This is a genomic window from Methylobacterium oryzisoli (assembly GCF_046557895.1).
GTDB classification, from domain to species: domain Bacteria; phylum Pseudomonadota; class Alphaproteobacteria; order Rhizobiales; family Beijerinckiaceae; genus Methylobacterium; species Methylobacterium oryzisoli.
Genome location: NZ_JBKIBX010000033.1, coordinates 1 through 15,018 on the forward strand (window position 1 = coordinate 1; position 15,018 = coordinate 15,018).

The 15,018-nt window shown below is 71.9% G+C and carries 15 protein-coding genes; 9 read left to right on the forward strand and 6 right to left on the reverse strand.

The genetic code is table 11. The annotated features are described in order from the left end of the window. The 7 genes from ACKUB9_RS24645 to hydA form a co-directional block, all read left to right on the forward strand. Positions 1-171, forward strand: a 171-nt coding sequence (locus tag ACKUB9_RS24645) for an FAD-dependent oxidoreductase (protein WP_407528224.1), incomplete at its 5' end; no start/stop codon positions are given. A 104-nt stretch (positions 172-275) separates the two neighbouring features. Further along, positions 276-959: a GntR family transcriptional regulator gene (locus ACKUB9_RS24650; RefSeq protein ID WP_407528037.1), complete on the forward strand. Its 684-nt coding sequence runs from the start codon at positions 276-278 to the stop codon at positions 957-959. Between the two features lie 8 nt (positions 960-967). Continuing rightward, the gene (locus ACKUB9_RS24655) at positions 968-1,714 is read left to right on the forward strand and encodes a hypothetical protein (RefSeq protein WP_407528040.1); all 747 of its coding nucleotides are present in this window, start codon (positions 968-970) and stop codon (positions 1,712-1,714) included. A 719-nt stretch (positions 1,715-2,433) separates the two neighbouring features. After that, positions 2,434-2,721, forward strand: coding sequence for a hypothetical protein (locus ACKUB9_RS24660; protein WP_407528042.1), 288 nt, complete (start codon positions 2,434-2,436; stop codon positions 2,719-2,721). Positions 2,722-2,725: 4 nt separating this feature from the next. Then, a complete protein-coding gene (locus ACKUB9_RS24665) occupies positions 2,726-3,079 on the forward strand; it encodes a DUF6883 domain-containing protein (RefSeq protein ID WP_407528045.1) in 354 nt (117 codons plus the stop codon). 175 nt (positions 3,080-3,254) lie between these two features. Continuing rightward, positions 3,255-3,392: a hypothetical protein gene (locus ACKUB9_RS24670; protein WP_407528047.1), complete on the forward strand. Its 138-nt coding sequence runs from the start codon at positions 3,255-3,257 to the stop codon at positions 3,390-3,392. Positions 3,393-3,519: 127 nt separating this feature from the next. Beyond that, positions 3,520-4,944 (forward strand): dihydropyrimidinase, encoded by a 1,425-nt coding sequence (gene hydA / locus ACKUB9_RS24675; protein ID WP_407528050.1) that lies wholly within the window; start codon positions 3,520-3,522, stop codon positions 4,942-4,944. Between the two features lie 107 nt (positions 4,945-5,051). On the opposite strand, the gene ACKUB9_RS24680 is transcribed toward hydA, so the two are convergent. The 6 genes from ACKUB9_RS24680 to ACKUB9_RS24705 all read right to left on the reverse strand — a co-directional run bounded on the left by ACKUB9_RS24680 (position 5,052) and on the right by ACKUB9_RS24705 (position 13,304). Then, the gene (locus ACKUB9_RS24680) at positions 5,052-5,435 is read right to left on the reverse strand and encodes a response regulator (RefSeq protein WP_407528053.1); all 384 of its coding nucleotides are present in this window, start codon (positions 5,433-5,435) and stop codon (positions 5,052-5,054) included. Next, entirely contained in the window at positions 5,428-6,834 is a 1,407-nt protein-coding gene (locus ACKUB9_RS24685; protein ID WP_407528056.1) for a sensor histidine kinase, read from the reverse strand. Before ACKUB9_RS24685 ends, ACKUB9_RS24680 begins: the two co-directional genes overlap by 8 nt. A 219-nt stretch (positions 6,835-7,053) precedes the next feature. Continuing rightward, positions 7,054-10,413, reverse strand: coding sequence for an error-prone DNA polymerase (locus ACKUB9_RS24690; RefSeq protein ID WP_407528059.1), 3,360 nt, complete (start codon positions 10,411-10,413; stop codon positions 7,054-7,056). Continuing rightward, positions 10,410-11,840, reverse strand: a complete 1,431-nt coding sequence (locus ACKUB9_RS24695) for a Y-family DNA polymerase (protein WP_407528062.1) — start codon at positions 11,838-11,840, stop codon at positions 10,410-10,412. The genes ACKUB9_RS24690 and ACKUB9_RS24695 overlap by 4 nt, the downstream gene beginning before the upstream one ends. Before the next feature lie 13 nt (positions 11,841-11,853). Then, positions 11,854-12,666 carry an ImuA family protein gene (locus tag ACKUB9_RS24700; protein WP_407528065.1) on the reverse strand — a complete coding sequence of 271 codons (813 nt, stop codon included), beginning with the start codon at positions 12,664-12,666 and terminating at the stop codon, positions 11,854-11,856. Between the two features lie 122 nt (positions 12,667-12,788). Continuing rightward, complete coding sequence (locus ACKUB9_RS24705; RefSeq protein ID WP_407528068.1) at positions 12,789-13,304, reverse strand: retropepsin-like aspartic protease family protein; 516 nt, start codon at positions 13,302-13,304, stop codon at positions 12,789-12,791. Between the two features lie 311 nt (positions 13,305-13,615). Here ACKUB9_RS24705 and ACKUB9_RS24710 point away from each other — a divergent pair, with 311 nt between their 5' ends. Both ACKUB9_RS24710 and pth read left to right on the forward strand, forming a co-directional pair. Next, entirely contained in the window at positions 13,616-14,287 is a 672-nt protein-coding gene (locus ACKUB9_RS24710; protein ID WP_407528071.1) for a 50S ribosomal protein L25/general stress protein Ctc, read from the forward strand. An 85-nt stretch (positions 14,288-14,372) separates the two neighbouring features. Then, entirely contained in the window at positions 14,373-14,984 is a 612-nt protein-coding gene (gene pth, locus ACKUB9_RS24715) for an aminoacyl-tRNA hydrolase (RefSeq protein ID WP_407528075.1), read from the forward strand. Positions 14,985-15,018: the final 34 nt, after the last annotated feature.

Here is a 15,018-nt window from a genome sequence, read left to right on the forward strand (position 1 = left end):
GCGGAGCACGAGGCGGTGGCGTCGGCGCGGGTGACGGCGCAGTGTTTCAGCTACGGTCACGCGATCGGTCATGCGGCGGCGATCGCGGCGCTGGAGCGGGTGGCGCCGCGGGCGATCGCGGGGGCGGACCTGCGGGCGCGGCTGAACCGCGACGGGGCGCGCCTCGGGTGAGCGCGTCGCTGCCGCAGGAGGAGCGAGCGTTGGCGCCGCGGGCTGATTCGGCCTACCACGAGGGTCCCGATCCTCGAAAGCCTCGTGCCCCCTTGCCGTCACCCTTGCCATTCTCCCTCGACGCGTTCGCCGATACCCCTACCGCCAATGCCGGGCCGCGCCTCGGCGACCAGGCCTATGCCGCCCTGGAGGAGCTGATCGTCACCGCGACGCTGCCGCCCGGCAGCCTGTGGTCCGAGGCGGCGCTGAGCGAGCGCACCGGCATCGGGCGCACCCCCGTGCGCGAGGCGCTGCAGCGCCTCGCCGCCGACCACCTCGTGATCCTGCTGCGGCGGCACGGCATCAAGATCACCGAGGTGCAGGTCGCCGAGCAGCTCCTCGTGCTCGACGCGCGCCGCGAGCTGGAGCGGCTGGTCTCGGTCTGTGCGGCGCGGCGCGCCTCGAAGGCCGAGCGGGAGGCGCATCTGCACAGCGCGGTCGAACTGCACGAGGCCGGGGAGAAGCGCGACCCGCTGCTCTACCTGCGGGTCCATTTCGCCCTGAAGCGCTTCACCTGCGCGTGTGCCCGCAACCCCTACGCGACCCGCGCGCTGTCGCCGCTGCACGCCCTCTCGCGCCGCTTCTTCTACGTCCATCACGACCGCTTCGGCGACCTGATGGAGGTGGCGCGGGTGCATGCGGAACTCGCCGAAGCGATCGGCCGCGGCGACGAGGCCGGCGCCTCGGCCTGCTGCGACGCGATGACGGATTACGCGGTCGCCTTCACGCGCAAGATCATCCTCGAATAGGAGGCCCGATGCCGACGACCAGCGACACCGCGGCGGCTCGGCCGCGCGGGCTCCTCGGCGAGGCGGCCCTGGCGCTGTGGGGCGGCATCGAGCCCGGGCGCGAGGCCGAGTTCAACGACTGGTACACGCACGAGCACCTGCCCGAGCGCATCGCCGTCCCGGGCTTCCTGCGCGCGCGCCGCTACGTCGAGAGCCTGACCGACGCGCGGCTGGCCGGCTGGCGCTACTTCACCCTCTACGAGGTGAAGGGAGCCGCCGTCCTGCACTCGCCGGCCTACCTGCGGTCGCTGGAGAATCCGACGCCGCGCACGCTCGCCGCCCTGCCGCTGTTTCGCGGCATGAGCCGGATGGGCTGCGCCGTCACGCACACGGCCGCCCGCGGGATGGGCGGCGACCTGTTCGTGGCCGAACTCGGCCCCCGGGACGGCGAGGCGGAGCGCCTGCGCGCATGGCTCGCGACCGCGCTGGCGCCGCGGATGATGGCGATGTCCGGGGCGCTCGCGACGCATCTGTGCGAGAACGATGCGGCGGCCACGCAGGCGGGCGTCGGCGTCGCCTCCTATCGCGAGGTGCGGACCGGAACCGGGCGCTGGCTCTGGCTGGTCGAGGGCGCCTGGACGGACCCGGCCGGCGCCCTGACGGAATGCGCCCGGGGGCTGGCCGACGCTGCGGCCCACGGGGCGGACGAGCGCCTGTCGCTCGGGATGTTCCGGTTCCTCGGCTCGCTCGTGCCCGCTCAGCTCGATCCCGCGTGAGCGGGACCGCGCCGCGCACGGAGCAGAAGCCGGCTGTCATCAGTGGGGATCTGGTTCGGAATCGGCACCCCTCAGGAAGGGGGCCGACGCCAACAACGAGACCAATCCGCAGGTCGGATGCGTCTTCCCGGCCTGAGAGCGGCCGTCAGTCAGTGTCGGTACATCGGTTCGATGACGGTTCGCCCGCGAGGGCAAAGCTCGCGGGCACAGTCGCGTTTGCACGCTGGTTCCTGCTGCTATCGACGGTCGGATCGTCGCCACGCTCGGTATTCGAGGCTTGATGAGGAGCATTCTGCACGCTCGTCGCCGTGTTCATCTCGGCCATCGGACCGCGCTTCATAAGGAGTAAGCCATCGGAGCCATGGCGCGGTTGTTGATCCGGACGATGAAATCTGAGATTCTGTGTTCGTAGCGCTGAACTGATTCGGCGCATACAGAAGCCGAGGCGACCGCGGATGTACCGGCGCCTCGGCTTTGTTTTTGGCGCTCCCGCTCCGCTCACGGCCCTCCTGGCTGTGCTCATCGATCGGACGGGAGCGGCTGCCCTGCTGATGGTCTGACGGCTCAGGCGAGAACACCGCCCGTGAGCACCGTCCGGATCATCGTGGCGAGCGACCTCGTCGCGAGTATCGCGATCACGTTCATCGATCGGAACGTGCTCACGGTTGGCACGACCGCGGTGGCAGATCATCGCGAGATCAATGGGAAGCAGTCACCGCATGCCTGTGCGCGTCGTTGGCATGAATGCAAACGCGCGCTACCTTTCCGCCATGGTCTCCGATCCGCGCATGCTCACGACCGCCCCGCCTCGTCTGCCCGAGCAGTACGAGCGGGTGGAACTGCTGCGCCCCGAGCGCACCCGCCAGGGCCGGTCCGTGCCGGCCGGCAGCCGGGGCACCGTGGTGGAGATCCTGGGCGACCACGAAGCTTTCATGGTCGAGTTCCAGCAACCCTTCGCGGCACTGCTGACGGTACGGCCAGCCACCATCCGCTCCGTCTCGGAATAGGCGCGTGCCAACCCTTGGGGAATATCTGACCTCTGTCAGATGCCCCATGGAAAAGGTCACCCACTACCTGATGAGCGACCTGCCGAACGTCGACGGCAAAGGCAAGCGTGCGTTCTTCGAGGCGTTCGGTTTCTCCCGCAACAAGCCCCTGGATCTTGTTCGCGCGCTGGAATCGCATGGACGATCTCATCCGATCGTTGATCACTACGAGGATGAGTGGGGCGAGCGTTGGGAAGTGCTTGGCCGATTTCCTTGTCCGGATGGGCGGCTGCCCGTCGTTCGCACAGCCTGGATAAGGCGTAGCGGCGACGCAATGCCGATGCTCGTTACCGTCATGCCCGATAAGCTTCAGATCTGAATCGAAGATGATGCGTCATCGGCGCAGAATCGCCGAGGAGATCCATGCTGCCGGCGAGGTTGTTTCGATCTGGCGGGAATTCGAGTGCTCAGTCCCGGAGTGTGATGGTGCATCCTTCACCTGACGCGTCATCGTCGGTCAGGCACCATCACCCCTCGTACCCGTGGACAAGGCGGTGCTCGACCGCGCCCGCCGCACGCCCGGGCCGCGCTTCGGCCCTCCCGACGATGTCGCGCCGGCGGCGCTGTTCCTGGCGAGCGGCGTCGCCGCCATCAACAACCTGATGATCGATGGCGGCTGGATGGCCGCATAAGGTCCAAGTCCTGCATCCTGTTCGCCGCCCGGACAGGCAATGAGACCGGGCAGGACGGTGGGGAAGCCTCCCGGGTGCGGCACCGCCCGCGCGAGGCGGCGACGCGACGATCCGAGGGAGAGGGTGGATGAGCACGTACGATCTGATCATTCGCGGCGGCACCGTGGTGACGGCGGCCGATACGGTCCGGGCCGACGTGGCGATCCGGGACGGCCGGATCGTCGCCGTCGCCGAGAGCCTGTCGGGCGGCGCGCGCGAGATCGACGCCGGCGGCCTGCTGGTGATGCCCGGCGGCATCGACAGCCACGTCCACCTCGCCCAGCCGGCCTTCGGCGGACCGGCGATGGCGGACGGCTTCGAATCCGGCACGCGCTCGGCCATCGCGGGCGGAACCACGACGGTCCTGCCCTTCGCGCTCCAGCCCCGCGGCGCCCCCCTGCGGCAGAGCGTGCTCGACTACCACCGGGAGGCGGACGGCAAGAGCTACTGCGATTACGGCTTCCACCTCATCATCTCGGACCCCACACCCAGCGTGCTCGGGCAGGAGCTGCCCGCCCTGGTGGGGGACGGCTACACCTCGTTCAAGGTCTTCATGACCTATGACGATCTGGTGCTGAACGACCGGCAGCTGCTCGACGTGTTCGAATGCGCGCGGGATTGCGGGGCCCTCGTGATGGTGCATTGCGAGGGCTACGACGCGATCCGCTTCATGACGGAGAAACTGGAACGCGCCGGGAAGACCGCGCCCTACTACCACGCCGTCTCACGCCCGGCCTCGGTGGAGCGCGAGGCGACCCACCGGGCGATCAGCCACGCCGAGCTGGTCGAGGTGCCGATCATGATCGTGCACGTCTCGGGCCGCGAGCCGATGGAGCAGATCCGCTGGGCGCAGCAAAGGGGGCTGAAAGTCTACGGGGAGACCTGCCCTCAGTACATCGCGCTGACCGCCGACGACCTGAAGGGCCTCAACATGGACGAGAGCGGCGGGAAGTACGTCTGCTCGCCGCCGCCGCGCGACCACGCGAGCTGGGAGGCGATCTGGGAAGGCCTCCGGACCGGCGTCTTCCAGACATTCTCCTCGGACCACTGCCCCTTCTTCTACGAGGGCGATCAGGGCAAGCTGAACCCCAAGGCGCGCACCGGGTTCCGCTGGGTCCCGAACGGGATCCCGGGCGTCGAGACGCGGCTCCAGATCCTGTTTTCCAAGGGCGTGGTCGAGGGGCGGATCTCCCTCAACGAGTTCGTGGCCCTGACCTCGACCAACCACGCCAAGATGTACGGCCTCTATCCGGGGAAGGGCTCGATCGCGCCGGGCTTCGACGCCGACATCGTGATCTGGGATCCGAACCGGAAGGAGACGATCCGGCAGGAGCTGATGCATCACGGCGCCGACTACACGCCCTACGAGGGCATCGCCGTCACCGGCTGGCCGGTCATGACGATCCTGCGCGGCGAGGTCGTGGCCGAGGAGGGCCGCATCCTGGGAGCGCCCGGCCGTGGCCGCTTCCTCAAGCGGGCGCTGTCTCCCTACGCGGCGGCGCCTCGTTCCTGAGCGGTCGCGGTCGGCGGGAGGCCGCGCCGCCGCGCGGGACGCGCGCCCTGCCGCCAATCACGTCCGCCGACGAATCCGAGACGTCGTCGACGGACCGAGGGCCGCACTCAGCCCATCCGGGCCTTGCGGGCGAGGTCGGCGGCGAGCGCGGCGAGATCCACCGGCTTCTCGTGGCGGGTCACGGTGGCGTAGGCGGCCGGCACGACGCCCGCGTCGTAGCCGGTCGCGAACACGAACGGCACCCGGCGCGCCGCGAGCGCGTCGGCCACGGGGTAGACCAGCTCGTCGGCCAGATTGATGTCCAGCACCGCCCCGTCGAGTCTCGCCTGCGCCGCGATGAGGGCCAGCGCGCCCTTCACCGAGCCGACCGGCCCGATCACCCGGGCTCCCGCGCCCTCCAGGGTCTCGGCGAGGTCGCTGGCGATGTGCCAGTCGTCCTCCACGATCAGCAGGCACAGCCCCTGCAGCCCGCTCGCGTCCGGGTCAGCCACGTCCGTTCTCCTTGGCGGTTGCCGGGACCGGCAGGGTGATCGTGCAGATCACCCCGTCGGCGCCGAAGGCCAGGCTCGTCCTGGCTCTCAGCTGGTAGGGCAGCGAGCGCTCGATCAGCTCGCTGCCGTAGCCCTTGCGCCGCGGCACGCGCGGGTCCGGCATGACGATGCCGCTCTCGCGCCACGTGATCGTCACGCAGGGCTCCTCTCCCGCCGCCTCGATCTCCCAGGTCACGGCGAGGCGCCCCTTCTCGTGGTGGAGCGCCCCGTACTTGACCGCGTTGGTGGCCAGTTCGTGCACCCCCAGGGCGAGGGCCTGCGCGGCGGGCGCCGGCAGGGAGACGGGCGGTCCCTCGACCCGGACCTTGCCGGTCCCGCCGCTGCCGTGGGCGGTCAGCTCGGCCTCGATGACGGTCCGCAGGTCGATGGCGTCGTAATCCATGCGCGCGAGCAGGCCCTGGACCCGGGAGAGGGCCCGCAGGCGGCGCTCGAACTCCGCCGAGAAGTCGACCAGGGTCTCGCTCGACCGCATCGTCTTGCGGGCGAGCGACTGGACGACGGCGAGCAGGTTGCGCGTGCGGTGATGCAGCTCGGCGAGCAGGATCTGCTGGCGGTCCTGCAGAAGGCGCAGGTCGTGGATGTCGGTGGAGGTCCCCACCCATTCCACCGGGCGGTCGCCGAGCGGGGCGAGCGGCCGGGCGCGGGTCTGGTGCCAGCGGTCCTCGTCCTTCGCGGCCCAGCGGATGCGGTGCTCGACATGGTAGGCGCCGGTCTCCTGGGCGGTGCGCCACGCCGCCAGCGTGGCGTCGCGGTCGTCGGGATGCACCGCGCCGAGCCAGCCGAAGGCGCGGCTCTCGTCGTCCGACAGGCCGGTGAAGGCCTCCCATTGCGGGCTGCCCCAAGTGCGGCTGCCGTCGCCCCGGCTGCGGAAGACGAGCTGCGGGATGCTGGTGGCGAGGAGGCGGAAGCGCTCCTCGTTCTCCCGCAGCTGGTGCTCGGCCTCGAACGCCTCGGTGCGGTCGCGGATGATCTTGGCGAAACCCGGGACGCTGTCGCGCAGCGGGAGAAGCTGGCCCTGGGCCCAGAACCGGGAGCCGTCACGGCGCAGGTGCCAGCGCTCGTCCTCGGCCCGCCCCTCGGCCAGCGCCGTGCGCCGCTCGAATTCGGGGATGCCGGCCGCCCGGTCCTCCGGCGTGAAGATCACGTCGGCCGGTCGGCCGATCATCTCGGAGCGGCTGAGACCGAGGACGCGCTCGGCGCCGACGTTCCAGCTCGTGACGATCCCGGCCTCGTCGAGGGTGAAGATCGCGAAGTCGAGAGTGCTCTCGACGACGATGCGGAAGAGTTCGGCATCGTCGGCCGACGGCGCTGGCGGGGGAGGACTCGGATCGCTGGTCATGCACGGGTCCGCCTGGATGGAGCGGGCAACGGGCCTGCCGTCGGCCGCCGGTGCGACGGCTCGACCGCCGCGCGACGATGCAGACCAGTCCGACGAGCCGCATTCACGTGCGTGAAAAGCCGCGATCCCGATCGCGAGCGGCCCATGACGGCGGCACGGTCACCGGCAACGCCCCGGACATCCGGTTGATCCGTGGCGGCGCGGGATCAATGCGCGGGATCAGTGGAAGTCCCTTGATTTCGGCAGGATCCGCACGCCGCGGGGATGGCCCTGCGGGCCGCGCGGCCGCGGGGAATGCGCGACCTCGTCGGCGCGCGTGGGCTCGACGGGAGGATCGTGATCCTCCGACAGGCGCGCGAGTTCCGCGCTGCGGTCGACCATGCGCTCGCCCAGGAGATGCGTCACGCCCTCCGGGCTTTTCTGCACCCGGCCCTCCACAAGGAGGAGCCGCGCGCCCATCACCTCGCGGCGGAAGCGCTCGAAGGTGCGCGCCCACAGGATCACGTTGGTGATGCCGGTCTCGTCCTCCAGGGTGATGAAGATGGCGTTGCCCGCGCCGGGGCGCTGGCGCACCAGCACGATGCCCGCGTTGCGGCAGAGAGCCCCGTCCGGCCGGGACGCCGTCTCGGCGCAGCTCGCCACCCGCTCGGCCCGGAAGACCGGCCGCAGGATCGCCATCGGGTGCGCCTTGAGCGAGAGCCGCACCGACTGGTAGTCGGCCGCCACATGCGCGCCGAGGGACATCTCGGGCAGGCTCACCTCCGGTTCGGGTCCGAGTTCGCGGGCCTGCGCCGCCGCGAACAGCGGCAGGGGCGCGTCGTCGGGCAGGCGGCGCACGGCCCAGAGCGCCGCGCGCCGGTCGAGGCCGATCGAGCGGAATGCGTCGGCCGCGGCGAGCCGTTCCAGGGCGGGCCGGGACAGGCGGGTGCGGGCGGCGAAATCCTCGATGTCGCCGAACGGCGCGCCGCGCGCCGCGGCGACCCGCTCGCCATCCGCCGCGCCGAGGCCGTCGACCTGCCGGAAGCCGAGGCGCAGGGCCAGCCGCCCGGCGCCGTCGCGCTCCAGAATGGTGTCGTGACGGCTGTGGTTGATGTCGACCGGGCGGATCTCCACCCCGTGCTCGGCCGCATCCCGCACGATCTGCGCGGGGGCGTAAAAACCCATCGGCTGCCCGTTCAGGAGCGCGCAGGCGAACACCGCCGAGTGATGGCATTTGATCCAGGCCGACACGTAGACGAGCTTGGCGAAGGAGGCCGCGTGACTCTCCGGGAAGCCGTAGGAGCCGAAACCCTTGATCTGCTCGAAGCAGCTCTGCGCGAAGTCCCGCGCGTAGCCGCGCGCCACCATGCGCTCGACCATCAGGGATTCGAAGGTCTGGATGGTGCCGACATGGCGGAAGGTTGCCATGGCCCGGCGGAGCTGGTTGGCCTCCACGTCGCTGAACTCGGCCGCCACCATGGCGAGCCGCATCGCCTGCTCTTGGAACAGGGGGACGCCGAGGGTTTTTTCCAGCACCCCCTGCAGTTCGTCGGGCTCGCCCTTGCCGGGCGCCGGGGAGGGGAAGGTCACCGGATCCAGCTTAGCCCGGCGGCGCAGGTAGGGGTGCACCATGTCGCCCTGGATCGGGCCCGGCCGCACGATCGCCACCTGGATCACGAGGTCGTAGAACGTGTTCGGCTTCAGCCGCGGCAGCATGTTGATCTGCGCCCGGCTCTCGACCTGAAACACCCCGATCGAGTCTCCCCTCTGCAGCATGGCATAGACGGCCGGGTCCTCCTGCGGGATGCCGGCGAGGTCGTGCTCACCCAGCCCGTGCGCGCGCATCAGGTCGAAGGCCTTGCGGATGCAGGTCAGCATCCCGAGCGCCAGCACGTCGATCTTCATCAGGCCGAGTTCGTCGATGTCGTCCTTGTCCCATTCGATGAAGGTGCGCTCGGGCATCGCGGCGTTGCCGATGGGCACCGTGTCGTCGAGGCGCCCGCGCGTCAGCACGAAGCCGCCGACATGCTGCGAGAGGTGGCGGGGGAAGCCCAGCAGGCGCCGGGCGAGGCCGAGGGCGCGGGCGATGGACGGATTCTCCGGATTGAGCCCCGCCTGCCGGATATGCGCGTTGCGGATCCGCGCGCCGAAGCTCCCCCACTGGGTCGAGGCGAGGCGGGCGGTGACGTCCTCGGTGAGGCCGAGCGCCTTGCCGACCTCGCGCATGGCGCTGCGCGGGCGGTAGCGGATCACAGTCGCGGCGATTCCGGCCCGGTGCCGGCCGTAGCGGGCGTAGATGTGCTGGATGATTTCTTCGCGCCGCTCATGCTCGAAATCGACGTCGATGTCGGGCGGCTCGCGCCGCTCCTCCGAGATGAAGCGCGCGAACAGGAGATCGTGCGCGCTCGGATCGACCGCCGTGATGCCGAGCACGTAGCAGACGGCGGAATTGGCCGCCGAGCCACGGCCCTGGCAGAGGATGCCTCGGTCCTCGGCCACCCGCACGATGTCGAGGATCGTCAGGAAGTAGCGGGCGTAGTCGAGCTTGGCGATGAGGGCGAGTTCCGCCCGCAAGAGCGCCGCGACCTTGTCGGAGATACCGTCCGGGTAGCGGAGGGCGGCGCAGCGCCGGGTCTGCTCCTCCAGCCACCCTTGCGCGCTCCAGCCCGGCGGGACGGGCTCGTCTGGATAGTCGTAGCGCAGTTCGGCCAGGGTGAAGCCGACCCGGGCGAGGAGGTTTTGGGTCTCGGCGACCGCCTCGGGCGCCTCGCGAAACAGGCGCGCCATCTCCTGCGGGGCCTTGAGGTGGCGCTCGGCATTGGCGTCGAGCCGGCGGCCCGCCGTCTCGACGGTCACGCCCTCCCGGATGCAGGTCATGACGTCCTGAAGGTCGCGGGCGCCGGGCTCGTGGTAGAGCGCGTCGTTGACGGCGATGAGGGGCAGGCCCGCCTCGCCCGCCAGGGTCTTGAGGCGAGACAGCCGCCGGCGGTCGTCGCCGCGCCGGTGCAGGGCGGCGGCGAGCCAGACGGCGCCGGGCGCGGCGCGCGCGAGCCGGTCCAGGATGAGGCTGAGCCCGTCGAGGCGCCTCCCCGGCAGGACGACGAGCAGCAGCCCGCCCGCATCCGCCAGCAGGTCGTCGCGGTGGAGGATGCAGGCGCCCTTGCGGGCGCGGCGGTTGCCGAGGGTGAGGAGGCGGCACAGGCGCCCCCAGCCGACCCGGTCCGCCGGATAGGCCACGATGTCCGGGGTGTCGTCGGCGAAGACCAGTCGCGCGCCGACGGCGAGCGTGAAGGAGGCGGCGCGGCGCCTCAGCGCCTCGCGCGCCGCCGGGTCGGGGACCGCGGCGGGATACGCGATCTCGCCGGGTCCCGAACCTTCCAGGATCGCCGCCGGGAGCGGCGCGCCCTGCGCCCGCAGCTCCCGGAGGGCCGCGTAGGCGCGCACGACGCCCGCGACCGAGTTGCGGTCGGCGATCCCGATGCCGGTCTGGCCGAGCAGGAGGGCCGTCAGCACCATGTCCTGCGGGTGCGAGGCCCCGCGCAGGAAGGAGAAATTCGTCGCGGCGACGAGTTCCGCGTAGGGCGGGACATCGTCCCTCACGCGAACAGCCCGTGCAGGTACCAGCGCGGGCGCCCGCTCTCGCGCTCGTAGAGCCCGGCGCGGAAGAGCCAGAAGCGGCCCCCCTGCGCATCCTCGACCCGGTAATAGTCCCGCGTCGGGGCGGCCGGCTCGCGCCACCATTCCGGGGCGATGCGCTCGGGCCCCTCGGCATGGACGACGGTGTGCAGGACACCCTGCCAGCGGAAGCGCAGGGGCGGCCCGTCCGGCACCTCGGCGAGCGCCTCGACGGGCTGGGGCGGATCGAACAGATGCAGCGGCCGCGCCGGGGGTTCGCTCGGCTCGGGGACGGGCCAGGGCGCGGATGGCGCGGTCTCCCCCGTCGGCACGAGGCGCGACGAGCGCAGGGGGTCGTGCGTGTCGGCCGCCACGAAGCGCAGCACGCGGGCTGCTCCCAAGCGCGCCACCAGCCGGTCGACGAGGTCGGAGACGGCGTCCTCGTGGTCCGCTTCCCCGTCGAGGCGCGGCTGGAGCGGCGCCAGCGGCTCGGCGAGCGTCACGGCGAGCCGGACGCGGTCGAAGCCGAAGCCGGGATCGAGGGGGTCGGCGAGGGCGTCCAGCCGCTCGCGCAGGAGGCGCAGGATCGCCTCGGGGTCGCGCTGGGGTCGGCCGGTCCGGATGCCGATGCGCCGCACCGCACCGTCGCTGCGGAAGAAGCTGGCCTCGAAGGCACGGCCGCCCTCGCCGGTGGATTCAAGCTGCTGTGCGACCTGACCCGCCAGCCGCTGCAGCGCCGCCGCGAGGGCGGGGCGGTGGGTGAGGGGGTCGGCGAAGACCTCGTCCGCCCAGCAGGCGGGGCGCGGCCGCAGCGGCGTGATGCGGCGATCCTCCAGGCCCTGCACCCGCCGCAGCCGCGTCCCCAATTCCTCGCCGAACCGGGCCGCCAGGACTTGGCTCGGCAGGCCGGCGAGGTCGCCGAGGCGCTTCAGGCCGGCCAGCGCGAGGGCCGCGCGCGTCCGCTTCGGCAGCCCGAGCGCCGCGACCGGCAGGGAGCGGACGGCCTCCGCCTCGCCCCCCGGCGGCACCGACCCGGCGCGGCCGAACCGGGCCAGCGCGCGGGCGGCATCGGGCGTGCCCGCGATGGTGGCGCAGGCGGCGTATCCGGCTTGGCGGAAGCGGCGCAGGCTCTGGACGCGCAACGCCGCCTCGCCGCCGACGAGGTGGTCGCAGCCGGTCACGTCGAGGACGAGCCCGTCCGGCGGATCGAGGTCGACGAGCGGGGTCCAGCGGTCGCAGGCCTCGGCCATGCGGCCGAGCAGCGCCGCATCCGCTGCCGGGTCCTGGTCGATGGCCAGGAGGTCGGGGATGCGGGCGCGGGCGTCGGCGAGGGTCTGGCCCGGCCTGAGGCCGAGGGTCGTCGCCTGCCGGCTGACGGCTGCGAGCCTCAGGGCGCCCCGATCCTGCGCCACGAGGACGAGGGGCTCATCCTGCGCGGCGCCGTCCCGCAGCGTCCTCGACCGGACCCGGTCCGACGGCAGGAACGGAAACCACAGTGCGAGGTAGCGGCGCGGTTGCGGCCGGAGCAGCGACGGGGCTTGAGAAGCGCAGGCTGTCACGGTCCCATTCCAGGTGCCAGGTGCGGGAATGGCGCCCCGCCCGGTGCCGCAGCAGGGTCGCCGCGAAGGCGGGACGGCCGGGCGCCTGCGCCTCGAAGGGCGCCGAGGCCACGGACGCGACGCTCCAGCGGGTCGTGGCCGCGCTCGGACAGGCGCTGGCGTCGAGCCGGATCATGACCAGCGTCACCCCCGAGGCGCGCGCGGAGAGCGTCAGCCGCCGGCTCGCCTTGAGATCGAGGTTCTTCGGGGATCCGCCCATCTCCACGAGGGCCGCGCCCAGGCCGGTGCAGCGCGCGGCCTCGTCCACGGCCCGCAAGGCCCCGGTCGGATCCCGCGCCCGCACGACGACGAGGCGGGACGGATCGAGCCCGTAGGCGGCGAGTCCGTCGCCGTAGAGCCCTCCCACCCGCGCCTCGACCGGATCCTGGCGGACCCAGATGAGCGGGCGCCCGCCCGCGGCCCGCAGCGCCAGGCCGAGGCCGAACCCGGTCGCCGCAGCGGGATGGCGCGCGTGACCGGCATGGACCTCGTGCAGGACGCCGCGGGCCAAGCCGCCCCCGAGCCACGCGTCGAGGTCGTCCAACCCGGTCGCGAACGGCCTCGCCGCGGCTTTGGCCACGCCCGGCTCCAGCGCCATGACGGCGCGACGCAAGGCGGAGAGGGCGACGGGCGGCTGCACGGTTCATGTTCCCTATTTGTTCTTATAGCAGCTCCGCTCAGGCGCGGTGTCAACCCGCGACGGGTCGGATGACCTGTCTCAGGTGTGCACATCGCGGGCGGGGCGCCTCGCGGCGCCCCGGATCAGCCCCGCAGGGTCAGGCGGCCCGCCTCGACCTCGAAGCCGCGCAGGCGGCGCAGGAAGGACATGCCGAGCAGGCTCGTCCCGAGCCGGCCCCGCGGCAGCACCACGGCCTCGACGTCCCGCACCGTGATGCCGCCGACCTGCATCTCGGCGATTCGCACCGGCGCGCCGCGCACGACGCCGTTCGCGGTGCCCATCGGCTTGGTGAAGGCCCGCGGGTCGAGGCGGATGCCGGCGCGCTCGGCGTCGTCCTGCGTGAAGGCGCAGAGCGTGGCGCCCGTGTCGACCATCATGCGCACGCGGCGTCCCTCCACGAGGGGATGCACCGTGTAGTGGCCGGCGAGGTCCTGGTGCAGGGTGACGGTGAGCGCGGTTCCGGCACCCGATCCATTGACCGCCGCGGCGGCCGGGGCGGGGGTCTGGCCGAAGAGGTGCGCCACGCGCTCGGCCGTGCCGCCCCCGAGGGCGACCGCTCCCGCCAGTACGCCGAAGGCCCAGTGCAGCGGGCGGGTCATCGCAACACTCCATTTGTCCGCGACGGGGGGATGCTCCGGCCGGTCTGCTTAAGGATTCCCCGTGCGGCGTCACGCCATCGCGGCGCGTGGTTGCGGGTGCCTTGCCGGATCGCCGCGAATGCCACAGATCCCGGGGGCCGCGCGGCCCGCGCCCGGCTTGCCAGGGACGGAGGGCGCCGCTATAAGCCCGGCCGCGCCCACCGGACACCCTTGGAGGCCGGGGCGCGGCGACGTCGGTTCACAAGGCCGCTCTCGATCGGGGCGGCCTTCGGCGTTTGAGCCACACCACCACATTCCTGAAGGATCACGCCATGAGCGCCGTGAAGCCGCTTGAGGCCGTGGCACGCGACCGGGTCGGCAAGGGGGCCGCCCGGGCCGTTCGTCGCCAGGGCCGGGTGCCCGCCGTCATCTACGGCGGCGGCCAGTCGCCGCAGTCGATCTCGCTCGACGCCAACCAGACCAACCAGCTCATCTACGGCGGCGGCTTCCTGTCGACCGTGTTCGAGATCCAGGTCGAGGGCCGCAAGGTCCGGGCGATCCCGCGCGACTACCAGCTCGACCCGGTCAAGGACTTCCCGCTGCACGTCGACTTCCTGCGCGTGACCGCCGGCCAGACGATCGAGGTCGCGGTGCCGGTCCACTTCATCAACGAGGACGCGGCGCCGGGCCTGAAGCAGAAGGACGGCACGCTCAACATCGTGCTCCACACCCTGCCGCTCGAGGTCGCGCCGGAATCGATCCCCGACGCGATCAACGTCGACCTCACCGGCAAAGATATTGGCGACGTCGTGCACGTCTCCGACCTGACCCTGCCGGCCGGCGCCACCCTGGCGATCGACGCGGGCGAGACGGTCGCCACGATCGTGCCGCCGACGGTGCTCGGCGCCGAGGTCGAGGCCGAGGAGGCCGCAGTGGCCGAGGCCGCCCGGGCCGAATCCGCGTCGGAGGCCGCCGAGGAGGCCGCCAAGGACAACGAGGGCTGAGGCTCTCAGGGCCCTCTCCCAACCTTCATCCGGAACGCCCCGGCCTCGCGCCGGGGCGTTTCGCCGTTCGCGGAGCCCTCGCGCCATGCGGCTGTTCGTCGGCCTCGGCAATCCCGGCTCCCGCTACGCGGGCAACCGGCACAACATCGGCTTCATGGCGCTCGACGCGATCGCGCGGCGCCACCGCGCCGCGCCCTGGCGCCGCAAGTTCCAGGGCGAGGCGAGCGAGGCCGTGCTCGGAACCGAGCGCGTGCTGCTGCTCAAGCCCGAGACCTACATGAACGAATCCGGCCGGTCGGTGGCGGAGGCGCAGCGCTTCTACAAGGTGGCGCTCGACGACGTGGTGGTCTTCCACGACGAACTCGACCTCGCACCCGCCAAGCTGCGGGTGAAGCGCGGCGGCGGCAATGCCGGCCACAACGGCCTTCGCTCGATCACCGCGCTGTGCGGCAACGAGTACTGGCGCGTGCGCCTCGGCATCGGCCATCCGGGCGACAAGGCGCTGGTGCACGCCTACGTGCTCAACGACTTCGCCAAGGCGGAGCGGCCCTGGGTGGACGACCTCTGCGACGCGGTGGCTGACCATGCCGGCGTGCTCGCCGCGGGCGAGGATGCGAGCTTTCAGAACAAGGTCCACCTCGCCATGCAGGGGCGGGGCTGGGACGAGGTGAAGCGCGTCGGCGAGCGACAGGCTTGATCCGATCCTTCGTCACGGCAATCAGGGGCGCAAC

Excerpts from the sequence above, each read along its gene's own strand:
- ACKUB9_RS24660 (WP_407528042.1), top strand. The coding sequence starts at position 2,434 with ATGCCTGTGCGCGTCGTTGGCATGAATGCAAACGCGCGCTACCTTTCC.
- hydA (WP_407528050.1), top strand. The coding sequence starts at position 3,520 with ATGAGCACGTACGATCTGATCATTCGCGGCGGCACCGTGGTGACGGCG.
- ACKUB9_RS24685 (WP_407528056.1), bottom strand. The coding sequence starts at position 6,834 with ATGACCAGCGATCCGAGTCCTCCCCCGCCAGCGCCGTCGGCCGACGAT.
- pth (WP_407528075.1), top strand. The coding sequence starts at position 14,373 with ATGCGGCTGTTCGTCGGCCTCGGCAATCCCGGCTCCCGCTACGCGGGC.
- ACKUB9_RS24705 (WP_407528068.1), bottom strand. The coding sequence starts at position 13,304 with ATGACCCGCCCGCTGCACTGGGCCTTCGGCGTACTGGCGGGAGCGGTC.
- ACKUB9_RS24710 (WP_407528071.1), top strand. The coding sequence starts at position 13,616 with ATGAGCGCCGTGAAGCCGCTTGAGGCCGTGGCACGCGACCGGGTCGGC.
- ACKUB9_RS24655 (WP_407528040.1), top strand. The coding sequence starts at position 968 with ATGCCGACGACCAGCGACACCGCGGCGGCTCGGCCGCGCGGGCTCCTC.